The sequence below is a fragment of the Yoonia sp. genome (assembly GCF_965660735.1).
Taxonomy (GTDB): domain Bacteria; phylum Pseudomonadota; class Alphaproteobacteria; order Rhodobacterales; family Rhodobacteraceae; genus Yoonia.
In genome coordinates this window covers 20,891-41,243 of record NZ_CBFIBD010000016.1, presented here as the reverse complement: position 1 = coordinate 41,243, position 20,353 = coordinate 20,891, and the positions used below count along the sequence as shown (strand labels likewise).

21 protein-coding genes are annotated in these 20,353 nt (G+C 62.1%); 13 read left to right on the top strand and 8 right to left on the bottom strand.

From position 1 onward, the window contains the following. Positions 1 to 154: 154 nt before the first annotated feature. The 12 genes from atpD (at position 155) to ftsH (ending at position 10,543) form a co-directional block, all read left to right on the top strand. Positions 155 to 1,555, top strand: coding sequence for a F0F1 ATP synthase subunit beta (gene atpD, locus ACTG4B_RS08045; RefSeq protein ID WP_439155179.1), 1,401 nt, complete (start codon positions 155 to 157; stop codon positions 1,553 to 1,555). Then, the gene (locus tag ACTG4B_RS08040; protein WP_439155178.1) at positions 1,545 to 1,934 is read left to right on the top strand and encodes a hypothetical protein; all 390 of its coding nucleotides are present in this window, start codon (positions 1,545 to 1,547) and stop codon (positions 1,932 to 1,934) included. The genes atpD and ACTG4B_RS08040 overlap by 11 nt, the downstream gene beginning before the upstream one ends. Positions 1,935 to 1,936: 2 nt before the next feature. Next, positions 1,937 to 2,224, top strand: coding sequence for an AtpZ/AtpI family protein (locus tag ACTG4B_RS08035; protein WP_439155177.1), 288 nt, complete (start codon positions 1,937 to 1,939; stop codon positions 2,222 to 2,224). Continuing rightward, a complete protein-coding gene (locus ACTG4B_RS08030) occupies positions 2,217 to 3,446 on the top strand; it encodes a cation:proton antiporter (protein WP_439155176.1) in 1,230 nt (409 codons plus the stop codon). Before ACTG4B_RS08035 ends, ACTG4B_RS08030 begins: the two co-directional genes overlap by 8 nt. Then, positions 3,443 to 3,739: an N-ATPase subunit AtpR gene (locus tag ACTG4B_RS08025; protein ID WP_439155175.1), complete on the top strand. Its 297-nt coding sequence runs from the start codon at positions 3,443 to 3,445 to the stop codon at positions 3,737 to 3,739. The genes ACTG4B_RS08030 and ACTG4B_RS08025 overlap by 4 nt, the downstream gene beginning before the upstream one ends. Continuing rightward, positions 3,730 to 4,440, top strand: a complete 711-nt coding sequence (locus ACTG4B_RS08020) for a F0F1 ATP synthase subunit A (protein WP_439155174.1) — start codon at positions 3,730 to 3,732, stop codon at positions 4,438 to 4,440. The genes ACTG4B_RS08025 and ACTG4B_RS08020 overlap by 10 nt, the downstream gene beginning before the upstream one ends. Before the next feature lie 2 nt (positions 4,441 to 4,442). Beyond that, positions 4,443 to 4,706 carry a F0F1 ATP synthase subunit C gene (locus ACTG4B_RS08015; protein WP_439155173.1) on the top strand — a complete coding sequence of 88 codons (264 nt, stop codon included), beginning with the start codon at positions 4,443 to 4,445 and terminating at the stop codon, positions 4,704 to 4,706. Between the two features lie 20 nt (positions 4,707 to 4,726). After that, entirely contained in the window at positions 4,727 to 5,512 is a 786-nt protein-coding gene (locus tag ACTG4B_RS08010) for a F0F1 ATP synthase subunit delta (RefSeq protein WP_439155172.1), read from the top strand. A gap of 2 nt (positions 5,513 to 5,514) precedes the next feature. Then, on the top strand, positions 5,515 to 7,053 hold the full coding sequence (locus ACTG4B_RS08005; protein WP_439155171.1) for an alternate F1F0 ATPase, F1 subunit alpha: 1,539 nt from the start codon (positions 5,515 to 5,517) through the stop codon (positions 7,051 to 7,053). After that, positions 7,040 to 7,921: a F0F1 ATP synthase subunit gamma gene (locus tag ACTG4B_RS08000; RefSeq protein WP_439155170.1), complete on the top strand. Its 882-nt coding sequence runs from the start codon at positions 7,040 to 7,042 to the stop codon at positions 7,919 to 7,921. The genes ACTG4B_RS08005 and ACTG4B_RS08000 overlap by 14 nt, the downstream gene beginning before the upstream one ends. Positions 7,922 to 7,942: 21 nt before the next feature. Beyond that, entirely contained in the window at positions 7,943 to 8,599 is a 657-nt protein-coding gene (locus tag ACTG4B_RS07995; RefSeq protein ID WP_439155169.1) for a hypothetical protein, read from the top strand. A 69-nt stretch (positions 8,600 to 8,668) separates the two neighbouring features. Beyond that, entirely contained in the window at positions 8,669 to 10,543 is a 1,875-nt protein-coding gene (gene ftsH / locus ACTG4B_RS07990; protein ID WP_439155168.1) for an ATP-dependent zinc metalloprotease FtsH, read from the top strand. Between the two features lie 7 nt (positions 10,544 to 10,550). Here the strand turns inward: ftsH and ACTG4B_RS07985 are convergent, their stop codons facing one another. From ACTG4B_RS07985 to ACTG4B_RS07960, 6 genes are all read right to left on the bottom strand, one after another. Then, complete coding sequence (locus ACTG4B_RS07985; RefSeq protein WP_439155167.1) at positions 10,551 to 11,318, bottom strand: hydroxypyruvate isomerase family protein; 768 nt, start codon at positions 11,316 to 11,318, stop codon at positions 10,551 to 10,553. Beyond that, the gene (otnC, locus tag ACTG4B_RS07980) at positions 11,315 to 11,962 is read right to left on the bottom strand and encodes a 3-oxo-tetronate 4-phosphate decarboxylase (protein ID WP_439155166.1); all 648 of its coding nucleotides are present in this window, start codon (positions 11,960 to 11,962) and stop codon (positions 11,315 to 11,317) included. The genes ACTG4B_RS07985 and otnC overlap by 4 nt, the downstream gene beginning before the upstream one ends. Further along, positions 11,959 to 13,218, bottom strand: coding sequence for a 3-oxo-tetronate kinase (gene otnK, locus ACTG4B_RS07975; RefSeq protein WP_439155165.1), 1,260 nt, complete (start codon positions 13,216 to 13,218; stop codon positions 11,959 to 11,961). Before otnK ends, otnC begins: the two co-directional genes overlap by 4 nt. Next, positions 13,215 to 14,192 carry a D-erythronate dehydrogenase gene (gene denD, locus ACTG4B_RS07970; protein WP_439155164.1) on the bottom strand — a complete coding sequence of 326 codons (978 nt, stop codon included), beginning with the start codon at positions 14,190 to 14,192 and terminating at the stop codon, positions 13,215 to 13,217. Before denD ends, otnK begins: the two co-directional genes overlap by 4 nt. A 3-nt stretch (positions 14,193 to 14,195) precedes the next feature. Next, positions 14,196 to 15,095, bottom strand: a complete 900-nt coding sequence (ltnD, locus tag ACTG4B_RS07965; protein ID WP_439155163.1) for an L-threonate dehydrogenase — start codon at positions 15,093 to 15,095, stop codon at positions 14,196 to 14,198. 65 nt (positions 15,096 to 15,160) lie between these two features. Further along, entirely contained in the window at positions 15,161 to 16,078 is a 918-nt protein-coding gene (locus tag ACTG4B_RS07960; RefSeq protein ID WP_439155162.1) for a LysR substrate-binding domain-containing protein, read from the bottom strand. A gap of 180 nt (positions 16,079 to 16,258) precedes the next feature. Here ACTG4B_RS07960 and katG point away from each other — a divergent pair, with 180 nt between their 5' ends. Next, the gene (gene katG, locus ACTG4B_RS07955; RefSeq protein WP_439155161.1) at positions 16,259 to 18,421 is read left to right on the top strand and encodes a catalase/peroxidase HPI; all 2,163 of its coding nucleotides are present in this window, start codon (positions 16,259 to 16,261) and stop codon (positions 18,419 to 18,421) included. A 57-nt stretch (positions 18,422 to 18,478) separates the two neighbouring features. Here katG and ACTG4B_RS07950 read toward each other — a convergent pair whose 3' ends face one another. Next, positions 18,479 to 19,567, bottom strand: a complete 1,089-nt coding sequence (locus ACTG4B_RS07950) for a Gfo/Idh/MocA family protein (protein ID WP_439155160.1) — start codon at positions 19,565 to 19,567, stop codon at positions 18,479 to 18,481. Positions 19,568 to 19,572: 5 nt separating this feature from the next. After that, positions 19,573 to 20,280 carry a GntR family transcriptional regulator gene (locus ACTG4B_RS07945; RefSeq protein WP_439155159.1) on the bottom strand — a complete coding sequence of 236 codons (708 nt, stop codon included), beginning with the start codon at positions 20,278 to 20,280 and terminating at the stop codon, positions 19,573 to 19,575. Positions 20,281 to 20,353 lie beyond the last annotated feature (73 nt).

Sequence of the window (20,353 nt, the reverse complement as noted above, 5' to 3'; positions counted from 1 at the left end):
CTGCCCAGAGTGTTTCGGCTTGGACCCGCGGGCGCATTAATCTGCGTTAACAAAAGGGTTGCCGGATTTCTTGGCGGCATTTGACGGGGATCAATGCCTTGGCGGCCCCCTGCCCTAGGCTGCGTCCAACCGAACGAATGAAAGCAGGTTCCAGATGTCGGCATCGGATGCGCATATCGGCCATATCACCGCCATTCTTGGTGGCATCGCTGATGTGCGTTTTGACGATCACCTGCCGACAATCGGCACCCGTCTGGTGACCCTGACAGACCCCGAAATCGTGATCGAAGTCGCAAGCCTGCCAGACGCCAACACCGCCCGGTGTTTGGTGCTGAACCCGACACCGGAACTTCGACTTGGCCTTGCAGTGCGCGACACAGGCGGGCCGATTACCGTGCCGGTTGGTGATCCGGTGCTGGGGCGGATGTTCAATCTGTTTGGTGACACGATCGACGATGGTCCCCCGTTGAAAGACGCCCCACGGCGGCCGATCCTGCGCGCGCCTGTTCCGCTGTCACGGCGGCGTGCCGAAGGGGCGATCTTTGCAACCGGAATCAAGGCGATTGACCTTCTCAGCCCGCTGGAGCGGGGCGGAAAAGCGGGGTTATTTGGCGGCGCGGGCGTGGGCAAGACCGTGCTGATCACGGAAATGATCCACAACATGGTGGCTGAATATGACGGCATCAGTCTGTTTTGCGGCATCGGTGAACGCTGCCGCGAGGCCGAGGAACTTTACCGCGAAATGCGTGATGCGGGTGTGCTGCAAAACACTGTCATGGTCTTTGGGCAGATGAACGAAAGCCCCGGCGTCAGGTTCCGGGTCGGCCATGCGGCACTGACAATGGCGGAATATTTCCGTGATGAACGACAACGCAATGTGCTGGTGCTGATCGACAATATCTTTCGCTTTGTGCAGGCCGGATCCGAGGTGTCGGGCCTTTTGGGCCGCATCCCCAGCCGTGTCGGTTATCAGCCGACGCTGGGCACCGAACTTGCCGAACTGGAAGAACGGATCTGTTCCACCGATAGCGGCGCGATGACATCGATTCAGGCGGTTTATGTGCCCGCAGATGATTTCACCGATCCCGCAGCAACCCACACCTTTGCGCATCTGTCGGCATCCATTGTGCTATCCCGCAAGAAAGCATCAGAGGGGCTGTATCCCGCAATTGACCCCCTACAGTCTTTTTCCAAGATGCTGACGCCCGGCACCGTCAGTGCAAAGCATTATCGTGTCGCGCGCGATGTGCGCAACACCTTGGCCGAATACGAAGATCTGAAGGATATCATCGCAATGCTGGGCCTTTCGGAGTTGTCCGAAAATGACCGCGCAACCGTACGCCAGGCGCGCCAGATCGAAAAATTTCTGACCCAGCCGTTCTTTTCCACCGAAGGCATGACCGGCAATGCGGGGGCTTTCGTGCCACTGGACCAGACGGTTGACAGCTTCGCACGCATCCTGTCGGGCGAGTTCGGCGACCGTGACGAAGGTGATTTCTACATGATCGGTGCGGTTGACGATCTGGACAGAAAAGACAGCAAAGATGCAGCTTAGGATCGCGACACCGCAGGCCATCTGCATCGACCGTCCGATTGTCCGGCTGGTGGCCGAAACACCGGGCGGCTTTCTGGGGATTCAGCCACATCATGGCAGTTTCGTCACACGGCTGGTGCCGGGTATCCTGGTCTATGCGGCGCAGGACGACGACACCGACCGCTTCGTCGCGATCAATTCGGGCACGCTGGTCAAATGCGGTGAACAGGTCCGGGTGGCCGTGCATGGTGCAATCGAAGGGGGTGATCTTGGTCTTTTGCAGCAACGCGTGGAAACCGAATTTCGCCGTCAGGACGAAAGTGAAAGGGTCGCGCGCTCGGCCCTCGCTCGGCTGGAAGCGACGATGATCCAACGTTTCCACGCGTTGGAAAAGGCCTGACCATGGGGCAACGCGATCCGGACGAAACCGATACGATCACGCGCAAGGCCGCGCAGATGGCCAAAGCGCGCAAGCAGCGCCAGCAAAGCGCATGGTATGGACTGGGTATGTTCGGTCTGGTGGGGTGGTCCGTCGCGGTGCCGATCGTTGCGGGCGCGGCACTTGGGATCTGGATCGACGAACGCTGGCCAAACGATACCTCTTGGACGCTGATCCTGCTTTTGGCAGGGGCCGCACTTGGCTGTCTGAACGCCTGGTATTGGATTCAGCGCGAGGCGCACCATGACTGACGCGGCGCATGACAACGGCATGTTGATGCTGCTTTTAGGGGCGGTTGCCCTGCTGGCGATCCCCCTGCGATCACTTCTTCGGCGCATTTCCTTGCCGGGGTCGGTGGCGTTCATCCTCTTGGGTGTTCTGCTGTCTTTCGTGGATCACAACAATGCTGTCCTGCCCCCCGGCAAAAGAGATGCGATCGCGGTTTTTGCCCAGATCGGCATCGTGGCGCTGCTGTTTCGCGTCGGGCTGGAAAGCGACCTGGGCGCCCTGCTCGGTCAATTGCGCCGCGCCGCATTGATCTGGATTCCAGATGTGACAGTCTCTGCCGCTCTGGCATTTACCGTGGTGTGGTTCTGGCCCGGTCTCGGGCTGATCCCGGCCATCATCACCGCAATCGCCGCCAGCGCCACAAGCATCGGGGTCTCGGTCGCGGCATGGGAAGACGCGCGCATGATCAACACGCCCGAAAGCGCCTTGCTGCTGGATGTTGCCGAACTTGATGATCTGTCAGCGGCGTTGTTGCTGGGCGTGGTCTTTGTGATCGCCATTCAACTGAAAGGCGATACAGGCACCTTTGACGTCAACGCCGCCACTGTCAGCGCGGCAATCCAGATCGCAAAGATCGTCGCCTTCTGCGCAATCTGCTTTGCCTTTTCGCGTCTGGCAGAACGGCGTTTGTCGCGCATGTTTGCCGGGTTTGACCGCGATCTGGGGCCATTCATGTTTGCGGCCGGGATGGTTTTCGTGATTGCGGCGCTGGCCGATGCGCTGGGGTTCTCGATGGCGATTGGCGGGTTGTTTGCCGGGCTTGCCTTTAGTCGCGATCCGGTCGAGCGGCGTATCGATATGGCGTTTGGCTATGTCTTGGCGCTCTTCGGTCCGTTCTTTTTCATCTCGATCGGGCTATCGGTGACAACGCAGGGGCTCATGGCGGCGCTTCCACTGGCAGGCGCCTTGCTGGTGGTGCTGTCCTTGGGAAAACTGCTCGGCGCCGGACTGCCCGCAGCCTTGCTGGCTGGGCAGCGCAGCGGTGCTCTGCTCGGTGTCAGCATGATCCCACGGGCTGAAATCTTTCTGATCGTTATGCTGGGTGGGTTGCAGTTGGGCGAATGGGCCGTGCCGCACTCGCTTTATATGGCGGCTGTTCTGGCCAGTCTTGGCACCTGCCTGCTGGGGCCATTTCTGGTGGTCAGGCTGCTTGCGACACATAAAAGAAAGGAGCAGGAAGCATGATTTCAAACATCGGAAACCTTGTCGCAGGGCTGGTAATCGGTGCGGCGTTTGGCGGTGTATACCTCGCCCTTTTATGGGTTGCGGTGCGGCGGCTGCCTGCATCCGGGGGGGGGCTGCTTTTCATGCTGCTGGCCCTGTCACGGGCGGCCTTGGTCATCTTGGCGCTTTGGCTTGCCATTTCGCTGGATCTGGCAGTGCCCGCAATGCTGGGCGCCGTCGCGGGGTTTGTCGCGATCCGGGTCATTGCGACGCGCGCGGCCGATTTGCAGACAGGACATGCGACATGGAAATAAGTCCGGACAACTGGGTCATTCTTGCGTGGAACGGATGGCGGCTGAACGCGACGATCGTTTTCACCTGGGCGGTGATGGCGCTGATGGTGGCAGGCGCATGGTTGGTCACAGCCCGGCTGAGCGGCGGCGAAACGGTGTCGCGGTGGCAGGTCATGCTCGAGGTGGTCGTCACCACGATCCGCGACCAGATCGCCGAGGTGGGTGCCGACGATCCGGACAGATACCTGCCCTTCATCGGCACGCTGTTCCTGTTTATCGCCACAGCGAATATTCTGGGCGTCGTGCCCGGTTATCAGCCACCTACCGGGTCGCTGTCGACCACGGCGGCACTGGCGATGTGCGTACTGATCGCAGTGCCGCTTTTTTCGATCACGAAACGGGGGCTGCGCGGCTATCTGAAAACCTATGTGCAGCCCAGCCCGATCATGCTGCCCTTCAACGTGGTTGCGACGATGTCGCGCACCATCGCACTGGCCGTGCGCCTGTATGGCAACGTCATGAGCGGGACCGTGATTGTCGGCATCCTGATCAGTATCGCCCCGTTTTTCTTTCCGGTGCTGATGCAGTTGCTGGGGCTGCTGACGGGGCTGATCCAAGCCTACATCTTTGCCATCCTTGCGATGGTTTACATCGCCTCTGCCAGCCGGGTCAGCCACGACAGCCCGGCCGATACCGACACCCAAAACGACAAGGGAGACTGATCATGGATCCGTCAACATTGATTGCCATCGTATCCATCCTCACGGCGGGGCTGACGATCGCCATCGGCTCGATCGGGCCGGCGCTGGCCGAGGGGCGCGCAGCCGCACAGGCGCTTCAGGCGCTGGCGCAACAGCCCGACGCGGCGAACATGATCACGCGCACATTGTTTGTCAGCCTTGCGATGATCGAATCGACGGCGATTTATTGCTTTGTCGTTTCGATGATCCTGATCTTCGCCAATCCGTTCCTGAATTTGGTGCAATAAACCGCGCAAAGGAGAACAGGATGCAAATCGACTGGCTGACCGTCGTGGCGCAGATCGCCAATTTTCTTGTTCTGGTCTGGCTGCTGCAACGGTTTCTCTACCGTCCGATCACCGACGCCATGAAACAACGCGAGGAGGTAATCGAATCCCGCCTGGCAGAGGCCCGGTCAGCCCGCAGCAAAGCCGAGGAAGAGGCCGAAAAACTGCGCGACGAACAAGACGCGCTTGACGCTTCGCGCGACGACATTCTGGACAAGGCCCGTCAGCAGGCGCAGGACCTGCGCAAGAAGCTGGAGGATGACATCCGGACCGAGATGGAAAACCGCCGCGACACATGGCGTGAACATCTGGCCCAGGAACGCGACGATTTTGCCGATACCCTGCGGCGTCGCGCCGGGCATCAGGTGATCGCCATCGTGGGTGACATGCTGGAAAGCTATGCGCAGACTGATCTGTCGGACGCCCTTGCCACAGGTTTCGTCAACCGAATCGAGGACCTTGATGACAAAATGCGCAAGACGCTGTCCGATGCCGCCGCAAATGCCGATGGCGCCGCTCTGGTCGAGACCAGTATGGAATTGCCCCCTGCCGTGCGCAGCAAGATCACCCGCGCCGTGCACAAGGTATGCGACACCGATATCGACACCCGTTACGCACAAGATGCAGACGTGGTTCTGGGGGTGCGGCTGACAATCGGGGAACAGACACTGGAATGGTCCGCCGCGCAGCACCTGCGCCAGCTGGATACGGCACTTGATGAAGCAATCGACAGTGCCGGCCCCGCACCGACCATGCAGGGTGGATGATCATGGGCGTCTTCAATACGCTGTCCGACACCGTTTTCGCCCCGCTTGAAACCGCGCGCCGCAACATCAAGGCAACGGTCGAAATGGCCGAAATCGCACATATCCTTTCGGTCGGGAACGGCGTTGCGCAGGTGGCCGGGTTCACCGACCTGCACGCAGACGAACTGGTGGCCTTCCCCCAGGGTGTCATGGGCATTGCCGCCAATCTGCAGAAGGGGCGGATCGGTGTCATCGTGCTGGGCGAAACCGACCAGTTGCGTCCCGGTGACAGGTTGCGACGCACCGGTCGCGTCGTGGACGTGCCTGTGGGGCAGGCGCTTTTGGGGCGGATCGTGGATGGTCTGGGCCGGCCGCTGGACGGCGGCGGCCCGATCGAGGCCGATGACCGACTGCCCGTCGAACGCCCCGCCCCGCCGATCATGCACCGCGCACCTGTCGACGTGCCGCTTCAGACCGGGATCAAGGCCATCGACGCGGCCATTCCCATCGGGCGCGGGCAGCGCGAACTGATCCTTGGCGACCGGCAGACCGGCAAGACCACGATCGCGGTCGATACGATCCTGAACCAGACCGACGGCGATGTCATCTCTGTCTATTGCGCGATCGGACAGCGCGCGTCGGCGGTGGCACAGGTGATCGCCAGCCTGCGCAACCATGGCGCGCTTGACCGCACCATCGTCATGGTTGCAGGCGGTGACGACGCGCCGGGTCTGCAATTCATCGCGCCCTATGCCGCAATGACCATGGCCGAATATTTCATGGCACAGGGCCGCGATGTGCTGATCGTTTTTGATGATCTGACCCGCCATGCACGCGCCTATCGCGAATTGTCGCTGCTCTTGCGCCGCCCGCCGGGACGCGAGGCGTATCCCGGTGACATTTTTTATATTCATTCCCGCCTGTTGGAACGCGCAACGCATCTGCGAGATGAACACGGAGGCGGATCGCTGACGGCGCTGCCGGTGGTCGAAACGCAGGCGCAGAATATCTCGGCCTACATCCCGACCAACTTGATCTCGATCACGGACGGGCAGGTGTATCTGTCGCCCGACCTGTTCGAAAAGGGGCAACTGCCAGCCATCGACATCGGTCAATCCGTCAGCCGGGTCGGCGGAAAGGTGCAGCGTCCGGCGTTCCGGGCCGTCGCGGGCAGTCTGCGGCTGATGTATGCGCAGTTCGAAGAACTGGAAACTTTCGCCCGCTTTGGCACCCAACTGGATGAGGAAACCCGGCGCAAGCTGACACGGGGCCAACGCGTCCGCGAGGTATTGAAGCAACACGAACACCACCATCTGGATGTTCCCGCACAGATCGCGGTGCTCTTGGCGGCCACCGAAGGGCTGTTTGACCAGATCGCACCCGACGATCTTGCGGACGCCCAAGGCGTGGTCCAAGAGGCCGTGCGCCAGCAGAAACCCGACCTTTGCGACGACATGGCCAAGGGAAAGGAACTGACCCCGGACGACCGCGCGGGCCTGATCGCGACGATGCGCGACGCCTTGAACCCGGATCAGAACGAGGCCACAGATGGAAACGCTTGAAACCCTCTCGGACGCGCTGCGCACCGCAAAGGACATCCAGTCAATCGTGCGCACAATGAAGACCCTGTCCGCGGTCAGCATCCACCAATACGAGCAGGCGGAAGAAGCCCTTGGCGATTATGCCCACACGATTGATCTGGGGCTGACGGCGTTGTTGCAGCAGCGGCGTGCGCTGGGAATGGCCCCACCCGAACTGAACGGAGGCCAAAGCGGGGCCCGCGCGCTGATTGTCATCGGGTCTGATCGCGGGCTTTGCGGCCAATATAACGAAGTGATCAGCCGCCGCGCCATTGAGGCAATGTCTGAGACCGATCCGGTGCTGGGGGTATTGGGGGTTCGGGCCGCCGCGCGGCTGGAGGCAGCGGGTCACACGCCGGACAAGATATTGGGCGTCCCCGGTTCGGTCGATGGGTTTGACGCGACGGTTCAATCGGTCATCATCACGATAGACCAATGGCAAGAGACAGACCGCGTGCAGCGCGTCGATCTGCTGCACAATTGCCGCAAGGCCCACAACACCGCCCAGCCCGTGATGCGACAGGTGCTGCCGATCCCGCCCGAATATCTGGCCCGGCGCACCGGTGCCACATGGCCCGCCCGCGGCCTGCCCTTCTTTCGGATGGACCACGACGCACTGATGTCCTGGTTGATCCGCGAACGGCTCTTCGTCATGCTTTATCGCGCCCTGGCCGAGGCATTGGCCAGTGAACATGCCACGCGGCTGGCGGCCATGCAGAACGCCGCGCGTAATTTGGAGGAACGGCAGGACGATCTTAATACCGCCTTTCGCCAGAAGCGGCAGGAAACGATCACAAGAGAACTGCTGGATCTGGTTGCGGGGTATGAAACCGCGCAATCCGAAAGATGAAACGCGCAGGGAAGGTGAAACATGGCGGGCGACCCGGAAAAAACGATTGCACGGCTGCTTGCCATGCATGGCACGCTGTTTTCGGCCGACCTGGGCATCGACCTGACACAAAACACGCCTTCGCCACTTTTTCGCTGGCTCTGCGCGGCGCTGCTGCTCAGTGCGCGGATCTCGCATAAGGCAGCGATGAATGCCGCACGGGAGTTGGCGGATGCAGGGCTGACAACGGCAGAGCATGTCGCCAACAGCACATGGCAAGACCGGGTCACCATACTGAACCGCGCAGGGTATGGCCGATACGATGAAAGCACGGCCCGGATGCTGGGTGATACCGCCCGGCTGTTGCTGCGCGCATATGACGGGGATCTGCGCAAGCTGCGCGATGCCACGGACCATGACCCGAACGCCGCGCGCGCCGCTTTGAAAGACTGCAAAGGGATCGGTGATGTCGGTGCCGATATCTTTTTGCGCGAAGTCCAGACTGTCTGGCCCGAACACTACCCTTTTGCCGATGAAAAGGCGCGCAGAGCCGCCCATCGGCTGGGCCTGCCGGACACGGCCGACGCACTGGCACAATTGGTGGACCAGTCGCGTTTTGCCTTGCTGGTCACAGCGCTGGTGCGCGCGGAACTGTCGGGCACGACCCGCGACGACCTGACCAAAGGGGACGAAACATGATGCCGTGCGCAAAACCCTGCCGGCTGACCCAGATCAACAGCCCGCCGGACGCAAAGGTGCAGGATCGGCTTGATCCATGCACCGCAGGGGAAGGCCCGCAAGATGGAACCAAAGCACAGGTTCAACCTTGGCTACATCATTTTTGTCTTTCTCATCATTCTGGCTCTACAGGTGTGGATTGGGGGACAGACCGTTGCAGCCATCGATTATAGCACCTTTCTGACCTATCTGCGCGATGGCATGATTACAGAGGTCACGGTCACCGAAAGCCGGATTCAAGGCACTTTCAAATCCCCTGTCGATGGCAAGGATCATTTTGTGACCCAACGGGTCGCGCCCGAATTTGCACGCGATCTGCAGGATGCCGGCGTCCGGTTCACCGGCGCGTCTGACCAGAACTGGTTCACCACGCTGTTGTCATGGGTGGTGCCGGTGCTGTTCTTTTTCGGACTGTGGGCGTTTTTCTTTCGACGGATGGCCGACCGTCAGGGCATGGGCGGGCTGGTCAACATCGGAAAATCCCGCGCCAAGGTCTATGTGGAACGCGACACCGGCGTCACCTTTCGTGATGTTGCCGGCGTGGACGAGGCCAAGGCCGAATTACAGGAAATCGTGTCGTTTCTGGCCGACAGGGACAAATACGGGCGTCTGGGCGCGCATATTCCAAAGGGCGTTCTGCTGGTCGGGCCACCCGGAACAGGCAAGACATTGCTGGCCCGTGCCGTCGCAGGCGAGGCCGGCGTGCCGTTCTTTTCGATTTCGGGGTCGGAATTTGTCGAAATGTTCGTGGGCGTGGGGGCCGCGCGGGTCCGCGATCTGTTCGAACAGGCCCGCAAGGCAGCCCCATCCATCATTTTCATTGACGAACTGGACGCCTTGGGGCGGGCGCGCTCGGCCATTTCGGGCTTGGGCGGCGGCGATGAAAAGGAACAGACCCTGAACCAGCTTTTGTCCGAACTGGACGGGTTCGACCCCCGTGTCGGGATCGTGCTGCTGGCTGCGACCAACCGCCCCGAAATCCTTGACCCGGCGCTGATGCGCGCGGGCCGTTTCGACCGGCAGGTCGTGGTTGACCGCCCCGACCACAAGGGGCGCACCGCAATCCTGAAGGTGCACGCCCGCAAGATCAAACTGGACCCAAGCGTCGATCTGGACAAGATCGCCGGCATTACCACAGGGCTGACCGGCGCCGATCTGGCCAACCTGATAAACGAGGCCGCGATCATCGCCACCCGCCGTGATGCAAAATCGGTCACAGAAGACGACCTGACCGCCGCCCTTGAACGGATCGTCGCAGGATCGGAACGCAAGACCCGTCTTCTTACCCCTCAAGAGCGTAAACGCGTCGCCTATCATGAACTTGGCCATGCGCTTGTCGCGACATCGCTGCCCGGTGCCGATCCCGTCCACAAGGTGTCGATCATCCCCCGCACCATCGGCGCGCTTGGCTATACGATGCAGCGGCCCACCGAAGACCGTTTCCTGATTACGTTCAGCGAGCTGAAAGACCGGATGGCCGTGCTGTTGGCGGGCCGCGCATCAGAGGAAATCGTCTTTGGGGAATTTTCGACCGGCGCTGCCGACGATCTGGTCAAGGTCACCGACATTGCCCGCGAATGTGTCACGCGCCACGGCATGAGCCCCGATCTGGGACAGCCCGTTCTGGAAAAAAGGCGGATGCAATGGCTGGAAGACCGGCAGATCGAAACAGGTGAAAAAGACTATTCCGAAGCAACCGCCCGCGAGGTCGATCTGGCTGTGCGCAAGCTGATTGATGAAGCCTACAACCGCGCCCATGACATCCTGACCCGGAAACGCGCGGATCTGGATGCGGGCGTCACGCTGTTATTGGAACAGGAAACGATCACGCCGGACGATTTCGCACCGTTGCGCAAAAAGGCCGGTCAGGCGCAGACACGCGAGGACAAACAGGCCGCCGGTTGAGCAAGGCTCAGCGCGCCCGCTGGCGGTGCAGCCAATCCAATGTCGGTTCCGTTGCACCGTTGGTGCGGTATTCCGCCCCCAGCGGAGCCTGCCAACCCAGCGCCGCAACGGCATCAAAGACAAAGCTGTAATTCACCTCGCCCCGGTCGGGGGGGCCACGGTCGGGCACGGCCGCAAACTGGATATGCCCGACGATGGGCAACAGATCGGCCAGCCGTGTGACGATGTCGCCCTCGGTCCGGCCCACATGGTAGCAGTCGAACATCAGTTTCAGATTGCGCTGGTCCGCGTCCGCAATGACCGCGCGGGCCTGATCGGTTGTTTGCAGGAAATACCCCGGCGCATCGTGGCGGTTCAGCGGCTCGATCAGGATCGTGATGCGATGCGGGGCCGCCTGCGCGCAGGCATAGATCAGGTTGTCCACGAATGTTGCATGCGCTGCCTCCCCTGCGGCAAACCCGGCCATCACATGCACCGCACCAGCACCGATGGCCACCGCATAGGCCAATGCCTCGTCGATGGCGGCGCGGGCGTCCGCTGCGCGCCCCGGCAAGGCGGCCAGCCCGTTTTCGCCCATCGCCAGATCGCCGCGGCGGGTGTTCAGCCCGCACATCGGCAGGCCGGTTTCCGTCAGCGCCGCCAGCACATCGGCGGCGCGTGTATCATAGGGCCAGTGACATTCGACTGCGTCAAACCCGGCAGCCCGGGCGGCGTGGATCGCATCGGGTAATGGCAGATCGGCCCAGAGGAAACCCAGATTGGCGGAAAACCTCATGCGTCCCATTCCACATCGAACCGGCGGACCACCGACTGCACCTGCGCGTCCGTCAAGCCCCGCACCGGCAGGCCACGGGTCATCAGCGCCAGCTTTGCCGTGGCTTCCAATTCTTCGATGGCATTGCAGGCGGTCTCTAGCGTCTTGCCGGCCACCACCGGCCCGTGATTGGCCAGCATCACCGCTGCGCGCTTGCCCGCCAGCCCCCGGATCGCGTCGCCCATGGCGGGATCGCCCGGCATAAAGAACGGAAGCAGCTTGACCCGACCCAGCTGCATTATGCCGTAGGGTGTCAGCGGCGGCAGGAAATTGTCCGCATCCGCGTCGGCCATCATCGACAGGGTGACGGAATGGCAAGGATGCAGATGCACCACTGCCCCGGCCGTGCCGCGCGTGTCGTAAAACGCCGTATGCAAGGGCATTTCCTTGGTCGGTGCATCCCCCCCGATGTGTCTGCCCTGCGCGTCAAACCGACTAAGGCGCGCGGGATCAAGCCTGCCGAAACTGGTGCCCGTCGGGCTGACCAGCAGACCGCCATCGTCTGTCCGGGCCGAGATATTGCCAGTAGACCCATGGGTCAGCCCTCGATCAAACAAAGACCCGGCCAAGTGACACAGTGTTTCGCGCAGCGCGGTTTCGGTCATGGCTGCTCCAGTCTGGCAAGCGCATCGGCAAAGAACGTCTGCGCACCAAAATTCCCTGACTTCAGTGCGATCGCGATGCGTTCGCCCGCGCATTCGGCGGCGCACCACGGCACGCCCGGGGCAATTTCCGGCCCGATATCCAGTGCCGAAACACCCAGCGCGCTGGTCACCGCCCCCGATGTTTCGCCCCCCGCCACCACGAACCGGCGGATGCCGGCATCGCGCGCGGCGACGGCAATGCGGGCCAGCGCGTCCTCGACGATTGCGCCGGCGCGGACACGGCCCAGCTTGTCTTGCGCGTGGCGCACCGCGTCGGGGTCTGCGGTGGCATACAGGATGGGTGTTGCATCTGCGGGCTGACTGGCCAGCCATGTCAATGCGGCATCAGGGCCGGCCGTGGCCAGTTCCACAGGGTTCAATTGATAGGCCGGATGATTAGCGGCAAAGGCAGCCACCTGCGCACGGGTCATCGCCGAACAACTGCCGGACAACACAATCGCAGGACCGTCAGGAAAAACGACCGGCACGCGTGCAGCAGCATCCGCCCCCTGCGGCCAGAGCGCTGGCAACGGGGCGGCGACCGCGCTGCCCCCCGTCAAAAGCGGCATGTCGGCACAGGCTGCGGCAATCACCGCCAGATCGGCATCGGCCACCGCATCGACGACCACATGTGCCACGCCTTGCGCGCGCAGTTCCGCCAGTCGCGCGGCCAGTGGACCCGCCCCCTGCGCCACGCATAGCCGGTTCGCCAGCCCGACGGGCCGCGTCACCTGCGGGGTCAGCAGGCGCATCAGGTTGCTGTCGCGCATCGGTGTCAGCGGATGGTCCCTCATCGGGCTTTCTGCCAGCGGCTGTTCGCCCACAAACAGGTTGCCCATATAGATGCTGCGCCCGTTTTCGGGAAAGGCCGGGCAATAGATCGTCTGATCCGTGCCAAGTGCATCCATCAGCGCCTCGGCCACCGGACCGATATTGCCCTCGGACGTGGAATCGAAGGTGGAACAGTATTTCCAGAATATCTGCCCCGCCCCTGCCGCACGCAGCCAGTCCAGCGCCGCCAGGGCACCCTCTACCGCCTGCGCCACAGGTGTTGTGCGGATTTTCAGTGCGATCACCTCGATCGTGGCCGGATCGGTGGGCGGGTCATCAGGCACGCCAATGCGCAGCGACACCCGCACGCCTGACCGTGCAAGCAGCCCCGCCAGATCGGTAGCACCGGTGAAATCATCTGCGATACAGCCCAGTCGCGTGGTCATTGCGCCATCCCCGGTGCATCATCTGCGCGATAAACCGCGATCAGCTCATCCACTGTGGTTTCAGCCCTGAAGCCCAGCGCCAGCGCGCGGTCGGGCGCAAAGGATCTGGGCCATGCGGTGATGATGCCGGCAATCGCGGGATCAGGCGTGCGGTCGATCAGATCAAGCGCGCCCGGCCCCGCCGCCCGTTCCAGCGCGGCAAGCTGATCGGCGACGGTCGCCGCCACGCCGGGCATGTTCAGCGTGCGGCGTGGCCCGATGGCGGCCCCGTCAAGTGTCGCGGCATGGATCAGGAAACCCACTGCGGATCGCGGACTGGCCAGCCAATGCCTGACCGTATCATCCACCGGCAGCACCGCGCGTTGCCCCGCCAACGGTTCGCGCAGGATGCCCGAAAAGAACCCTGATGCGGCGGCATTGGGCGCGCCGGGCCGGATCACGATGGTGGGCAGGCGAATGCCGACCCCGTCGAAAAACCCGCGCCGCGTGTAATCATCCAGCAGCAGTTCGGTGATCGCCTTTTGCACTCCGTAACTGGTCTGGGGCGCACGGATATGATCGTCGGGCACCGGGTCGGGCAGCGGCGCGCCATAGACGGCCAGCGACGAGGTAAAGACCAGACGCGGACAATAATCGTCAGCCAGGCGGATCGCCTCGAACAGGGCGCGGGTTCCGTCCAGGTTGGTGCGATAGCCGGCTTCGAAATCCTGCTCTGCCCCGGCGGAAACGACAGCGGCAAGGTGAAAGATCACATCGGCGCGCAGGTCCACCAGTGATGCGGCAACAGCGGTGTCGGCCAGATCGGCAACCAGCGTATTGACAGGCATGCCAGCCCCCGCAGGCGGCACGGGGGCCACGATATCCGCAAGGGTCAGCCGCTGCATTTCGCGCCCGCCCAGCGTGCCGCGATCGACCAGCGCTTTTGCAAGCTTGGCGCCGATCATGCCGGCGGCCCCGATGATCAGAACGTGCATGGGTTATTCCTTTTCGCCGGGCAGCGTGATCGCGGCCTGCCGGGCATAGACCTTGGCCACTGCGGCATCGTCCTGCGGCCCCAGACCCATATCGACAGCAGCCTTGTATTGATCCAGCGCGACGGTGGTGATGGGGGCGTTGAAACCTGCGCCCTTGGCGATGTCCAGCACGATACCCAGATCCTTGGGCCAGATATTCACCTGACTGCGGGGGGCGTAATCGCCCGACGCGATATGTGGCGCGCGGTTTTCCAGCATCCAGCTGGTGCCGGCGCATTGCGGGATCACCTGCAAGAATTGATCGGGGCTGATGCCTTGGGTCATGGCAAAGGTCACGGCCTCGGCCATGGCGGCGATATGCACACCCGCCAATAGTTGGTTGACCGCCTTCATCGCCGATCCGGCCCCGGCGTCATCGCCCAGCGAAAACACCGTCGCGGCTGTTGCGTCCAGAACGGGCTGCGCCGCCGCGAATGCCGCAGGATCACCCGCCGCCATGATCGACAAATCCCCGCTGGCGGCCTTGGCGGCCCCGCCCGATATGGGCGCATCAAGGTAATGCAGGCCGCACGCAGCACAGCGCCCGGCCATGTCACGCGCGAAATCGGGCGGCACGGTGGCACACACCATCACGACCGCCCCCGGTTTCATGCGCGGCGCGACCCCTGCATCGCCGAACAGCACCGCCGCAACCTGCGCGGCGTTCAGCACGACGACCACGGCAACATCAATGTCACCGGCAACGGCATCCAGATCAGGCGCATCGCTGGCATGAAACTGCACCACACGCGCAGCATCCGTATCAAACCCATACGTCAGATGCCCGGCCTTGCGCACTGACGCGGCCATGCCGCATCCCATCGACCCCAGCCCAAAGACCGCCACGGTTTTCTTGTCCAACATGTCGGAACCTCCACAGTTGTCGTCCAGTCTTGGCCCGCTTTGGGAGCGGGCGCAAGGCTGTGGCCCTAGAAGTTGCGCACATGGATATCGCGCATCGTCATGGCGGACCGGCGCACAATGTCTGACAGTAAGGTCAACTGTTCGGACAGCGGATTGGCCTTGCGCCAGATCATCCCGACAGTGCGCGCAGGCGGCGGATCGGGAAAGGCCGCGACACAGACAGGGGCCGAACTGGTTTCGACCGGCACCGCCATTTCGGGAATCAGGGTGACCCCGATACCCGCGCCGACCATCTGCACCAGCGTCGCCAGCGAACTGCCATCCAGACCTTCGCGCGGGACCGCCCCGCCCATCTTGCAGAACGACAGGGCCTGATCGCGGAAACAATGCCCTTCTTCCAGCAGCAACAGCCGCATCGTGCGCAGGGTTTCGCCATTCGGCACGGGCTTGCCCGCATCGGCGGCCGGTCGGACAAGCATGAAACTTTCTACAAACAACGGCACTTCGGTGAAACTCGGCTCTGACACCGGCAGGGCGACGATGGCGGTGTCGATCCGGCCTTCGGACAATTCCTGGATCAGGCGGGGCGTGACGGTTTCACGCACGTGAATATCAACGCCCGCATGGGCGCGATCCAGATCACCGATCAGCGTGGGCAGCAGATAAGGCGCGATGGTCGGGATCACCCCAATCCGCAAACGCCCCGCCAGCGGATCGCCCGCCATGCGCGCCAGATCGTCCAGCGCTTCCGCCTCGCGCAGGATGGCGCGGATCTGCTGGGCGCATTGTTCGCCAAAGCCGGTCAGGCGCACCTGCCGCGGTGTGCGGTCGAACAGCGCCGCCCCCAGTGCGCTTTCCAACTCTCGGATCTGCACCGACAGCGCGGGCTGCGAAATCGCGCAGGCCTCGGCGGCGCGGCCGAAATGGCCATGGCGGGCGACGGCCTCGAAATAGCGCAATTGCTTCAGGGTGAAGTTTATCATAACAAAAAACTATCGAAGTAATTTGAAATTGCAACTTAAACCTATCAGTTAATTCTGTTATGGAATCGTTCTAAGCAAGCTGTGACGGTGGCATCATGCTGCTTTACTTGCGTGAAACAACGGGCGGGCGGTGAAGTGGACCGGCCGGAACGACAGAAACAACATTCGGAGAAACAGATCATGGACGGTAACAACATGGGCAAATGCCCCGTCATGCACGGCGGCAACACGGTTGTCGAAAATACGGCGATCGGTTGGTGGCCCAAGGCGCTTAACCTCGACATCCTGCACCAGAATGACACCAAGACCAATCCGCTGGGCCCTGATTTCAACTATCGCGACGCGCTGAAAAAGCTGGACGTCGATACGCTGAAAAAAGACCTGACCGCCCTGATGACCGACAGCCAGGACTGGTGGCCCGCGGACTGGGGCCACTATGGTGGTTTGATGATCCGTCTGGCATGGCATGCCGCCGGCTCTTACCGGTTGGGCGACGGTCGCGGCGGTGCGGGCACCGGCAACATCCGCTTTGCGCCGCTGAATTCCTGGCCCGACAACGCCAGCCTGGACAAGGCGCGCCGCCTTTTGTGGCCGATCAAGAAGAAATATGGCAACGCGCTGTCATGGGCCGACCTGATCATTCTATCGGGCACCGTCGCCTATGAATCGATGGGGCTGAAAACCTTTGGCTTCGGCTATGGCCGCGCCGATATCTGGGGCCCGGAAATCGACATCAACTGGGGCAACGACGAAGAACTGATGGCCCCCTCCGACATGCGCACCGAGGATGTGAGCAACCCCGACACGATGTATGATCCGCTGGCCGCATCGCACATGGGGCTGATTTACGTGAACCCCGAAGGCGTGAACGGCAACCCCGACCCCGCAATGACAGCCAAATACGTGCGCACGACCTTTGCGCGGATGGCGATGAACGACGAAGAAACCGCCGCCCTGACCGTGGGTGGCCACACCGTGGGCAAATGCCATGGCATTGATGCCGACATTGGCCCCGCCCCCCAAGGCGCGCCAATTGCCGAAGCCGGCTTTGGCTGGCACAACCCCAAGTTTGCCGGCACCGCGAACACGGCGCATACCTCCGGCCTCGAAGGGGCATGGACGACGAACCCGACGCAGTGGGACAACGGCTATCTCAAGCTGCTGTTCGGATATGAATGGGAGGTCACGAAATCCCGCGCCGGTGCATGGCAATGGGAACCCATCGATATCGCCGAAGAAGACAAGGTGCCCGATGCGACCGATCCGTCGATCAAGCACAATCCGATCATGACCGATGCCGACATGGCGATGAAGGTCGATCCGGTCTACCGCGAGATCTGCGAACGCTTCCACAAGGACCCGGCCTATCTGTCCGAAACCTTTGCCCGCGCATGGTTCAAGCTGACCCACCGCGACATGGGCCCCAAGGCGAACTATTTCGGTCCGGACGTTCCTGCCGAAGACCTGATCTGGCAGGATCCGATCCCTGCAGGCGCAACCGAATATGATGTGGACGCGGTAAAGGCCAAGATTGCCGACAGCGGGCTGAGCCTGACCGACATGGTCAACACTGCGTGGGACAGTGCGCGCACCTTCCGCGGGTCCGACAAACGCGGTGGTGCCAATGGCGCGCGCATCCGTCTGGCGCCGCAGAAAGACTGGGAAGGCAACGAACCTGCCCGTCTGGCCCGCGTTCTGGGTGTGCTGGAAAGCATCGCCGCCGACACCGGCGCAAGCGTCGCGGACGTGATCGTGCTGGCAGGCAACGTGGGCATCGAAAAGGCGGCCAAGGCGGCCGGTTACGATATCACCGTGCCTTTTGCGCCCGGTCGTGGCGACGCCACGGACGACATGACCGACGCCGACAGCTTTGACGTGCTGGAACCAAAGGCAGACGGTTTCCGCAACTGGCTAAAGCATGACTTTGTCGTCAGCCCCGAGGAAATGCTGCTGGACCGTGCGCAACTGATGGGGCTGACAGCCCCAGAAATGACCGCCCTGATCGGCGGGATGCGGGTGATGGGCACCAACCACGGCGACACCAAGCATGGGGTGTTCACCGATAACGTCGGCGCGCTGACCACGGATTTCTTTGTCAACCTGACCGACATGGCGAATGTCTGGCAGCCGGTTGGCGAAAATGCCTATGAACTGCGCGACCGCAAGTCGGGTGACGTGAAATGGACGGCGACCAGTGCCGATCTGGTGTTCGGGTCAAACTCGATCCTGCGCGCCTATGCAGAAGTCTACGCACAGGACGACAGCAAGGAAAAATTCGTGCACGATTTCGTCTCCGCCTGGACCAAGGTGATGAACGCCGACAGGTTCGATCTGGCGGCCTGATCCGGCCCTGACGGCAAATTGAAACGGCGCCGCAGAAACCTGCGGCGCCATTTTTCGTTACAGCAGCACCGCCTGCCCGGTTGTCGCACTTTCCTGTGCCGCCAGCCCGATGGCAATCGCCTTTGCGCCATCGCTCAGCGTGACCTCGACGTCGCCTTCCCCGCGCAACACCGCGTTGAACCGCTGGTGCTGGTAAAAGGTCGATCCGTTGTGATCGCCCGCCTCCAGCAAGGTAGGATCAACGGGAATTTCCGACACGAACGGCCCCTTGGGGCTGCGCGGGCTGATGATCAGCTGCGGTACCGGCGGATCACCCAGCAGTTTCGGCCAGAACCGGCCCGGCCCGGGCACCAGCGCCTCGATCTTGCCCTTGGGGCCAACCGCGCTGATTTCTTCCTGATACTTTGATCCTTCGGCGAACATGCACAGTTCCAGCATGGCCTTGGCCCCGCTGTCGAAATCCACGATGACATAGCCATGATCCCAGATATCGGGCGCCTGTCCGTCATAGCGTTCGTCAATGTGGTTCAGCGCCTGCCCGGCACTGGCCATCACACGCACCGGTTCAGCCTGTAGGATCAAGCGCATCAGATCGAAGAAATGACAGCACTTTTCCACCAGCGTGCCGCCGGTTTTCGCGTTGAACCGGTTCCAGTCACCGATTTTGGGTAGAAAAGGAAAGCGGTGTTCGCGGATACTGAGCATGCTGATCCCGCCGGTCGCCTGCTGGGCCTGTGCGATCAATGCGGCGACGGGCGGCATATAGCGGTATTCCATCGCAACCCAGACAGGGTGCGGATAGCCGGCAAACAGATCGTCCAGCAACGGCTTGTCTGACGGGTTTGTATAAAGCGGCTTTTCGCACAGGATCGGCAGGGGACGAGTTTCGACGATCTCGCGCAGTTGCGGCACATGCAGGTAATTCGGGCTGACGATCACGACGGCATCCAGCGTGTCATACGCCAGCAATTCATCCAGCGACCCCGCCACATGCGCATCGCCCGCCAGCACCGCCGCCGATTGCGCCAGTTCCGTCACCGGATCATAGACCACTGACACCCGCCCATGCGGCAACAGATTGATATTCTGGATATGTTCGCGGCCCATCATACCGCAGCCAATCAGGCCATAGTTCACGATTTTCAACTTTTCTAACCTTTTCCCATCCGAGAGATATAAACGGCCCGGTTTGCATCGAACCATGTGCGCGAAAATTCGACCGGGGTCTGCGCACCGGTGCGCCCGACCCGTTCGACATAGCCAACCGTCTGACCGGGGCGCAGCTGAAACACCGCCGGCGTCCAGTCGGGCAAGACATTTACCCCGATCCGGTCCGTGGCCGACGCGATCACCAACCCCAGTTCATGGCGGTAAAAGTGATAAAGTGATTCCGACAAATCGCTGACAGCGATGACGGCGCGCTCTGCCCCGTCCAGCCAGATTTCCTCGACCGCGATCATTATCCCGTCCAGCGACCGCAACCGCCTGATGCGGTGGCCTTGCGCATCCGGCCCGAAAGGGGGCGCGTCGGCCGGTTTTGGCAGGCGATCAACAGACAGGACCTGTGCCGTGGGCAGCCCGCCCCCGCGCAGAAGTTCCAACCGGAAAAACGCATAGACCGAATCCACCACCGGCCTGTGGCGCACATAATTTCCCGATCCCTGCACCCGTTCCAGCAGGCCCTTCGCCTCTACATCAGCAAGCGCCTTGCGCAGTGTGCCGACGGCCAGGCCCAGCTCCTCGGCCATCTCGCGTTCGGGCGGCAGGCGCGCGCCATCGGCCAGATGCCCGGCGGCAATCTCGCGGATCAGCATCTCGCTGACTTGAATGTATTTGGGCAGGGCCGATGCAGTGGCCATGGCAGGCCTCCTCGCACCCGCAGAATTGATACACTATTGTTGCACATAAAATCCCGTGCTACGCAAGAGGCAA

Coding starts and splice junctions, on each gene's coding strand:
- otnC (WP_439155166.1), bottom strand. CDS start 11,962: ATGACCGAAACCGCGCTGCGCGAAACACTGTGTCACTTGGCCGGGTCT.
- ACTG4B_RS07945 (WP_439155159.1), bottom strand. CDS start 20,280: ATGGCCACTGCATCGGCCCTGCCCAAATACATTCAAGTCAGCGAGATG.
- ACTG4B_RS08040 (WP_439155178.1), top strand. CDS start 1,545: ATGCAGCTTAGGATCGCGACACCGCAGGCCATCTGCATCGACCGTCCG.
- ACTG4B_RS07960 (WP_439155162.1), bottom strand. CDS start 16,078: ATGATAAACTTCACCCTGAAGCAATTGCGCTATTTCGAGGCCGTCGCC.
- ACTG4B_RS08010 (WP_439155172.1), top strand. CDS start 4,727: ATGCAAATCGACTGGCTGACCGTCGTGGCGCAGATCGCCAATTTTCTT.
- ACTG4B_RS08035 (WP_439155177.1), top strand. CDS start 1,937: ATGGGGCAACGCGATCCGGACGAAACCGATACGATCACGCGCAAGGCC.
- ACTG4B_RS07985 (WP_439155167.1), bottom strand. CDS start 11,318: ATGAGGTTTTCCGCCAATCTGGGTTTCCTCTGGGCCGATCTGCCATTA.
- ACTG4B_RS08030 (WP_439155176.1), top strand. CDS start 2,217: ATGACTGACGCGGCGCATGACAACGGCATGTTGATGCTGCTTTTAGGG.
- ACTG4B_RS08025 (WP_439155175.1), top strand. CDS start 3,443: ATGATTTCAAACATCGGAAACCTTGTCGCAGGGCTGGTAATCGGTGCG.
- denD (WP_439155164.1), bottom strand. CDS start 14,192: ATGCACGTTCTGATCATCGGGGCCGCCGGCATGATCGGCGCCAAGCTT.
- otnK (WP_439155165.1), bottom strand. CDS start 13,218: ATGACCACGCGACTGGGCTGTATCGCAGATGATTTCACCGGTGCTACC.
- ACTG4B_RS08015 (WP_439155173.1), top strand. CDS start 4,443: ATGGATCCGTCAACATTGATTGCCATCGTATCCATCCTCACGGCGGGG.
- katG (WP_439155161.1), top strand. CDS start 16,259: ATGGACGGTAACAACATGGGCAAATGCCCCGTCATGCACGGCGGCAAC.
- ACTG4B_RS07995 (WP_439155169.1), top strand. CDS start 7,943: ATGGCGGGCGACCCGGAAAAAACGATTGCACGGCTGCTTGCCATGCAT.
- atpD (WP_439155179.1), top strand. CDS start 155: ATGTCGGCATCGGATGCGCATATCGGCCATATCACCGCCATTCTTGGT.
- ACTG4B_RS08000 (WP_439155170.1), top strand. CDS start 7,040: ATGGAAACGCTTGAAACCCTCTCGGACGCGCTGCGCACCGCAAAGGAC.
- ACTG4B_RS08020 (WP_439155174.1), top strand. CDS start 3,730: ATGGAAATAAGTCCGGACAACTGGGTCATTCTTGCGTGGAACGGATGG.
- ltnD (WP_439155163.1), bottom strand. CDS start 15,095: ATGTTGGACAAGAAAACCGTGGCGGTCTTTGGGCTGGGGTCGATGGGA.
- ACTG4B_RS08005 (WP_439155171.1), top strand. CDS start 5,515: ATGGGCGTCTTCAATACGCTGTCCGACACCGTTTTCGCCCCGCTTGAA.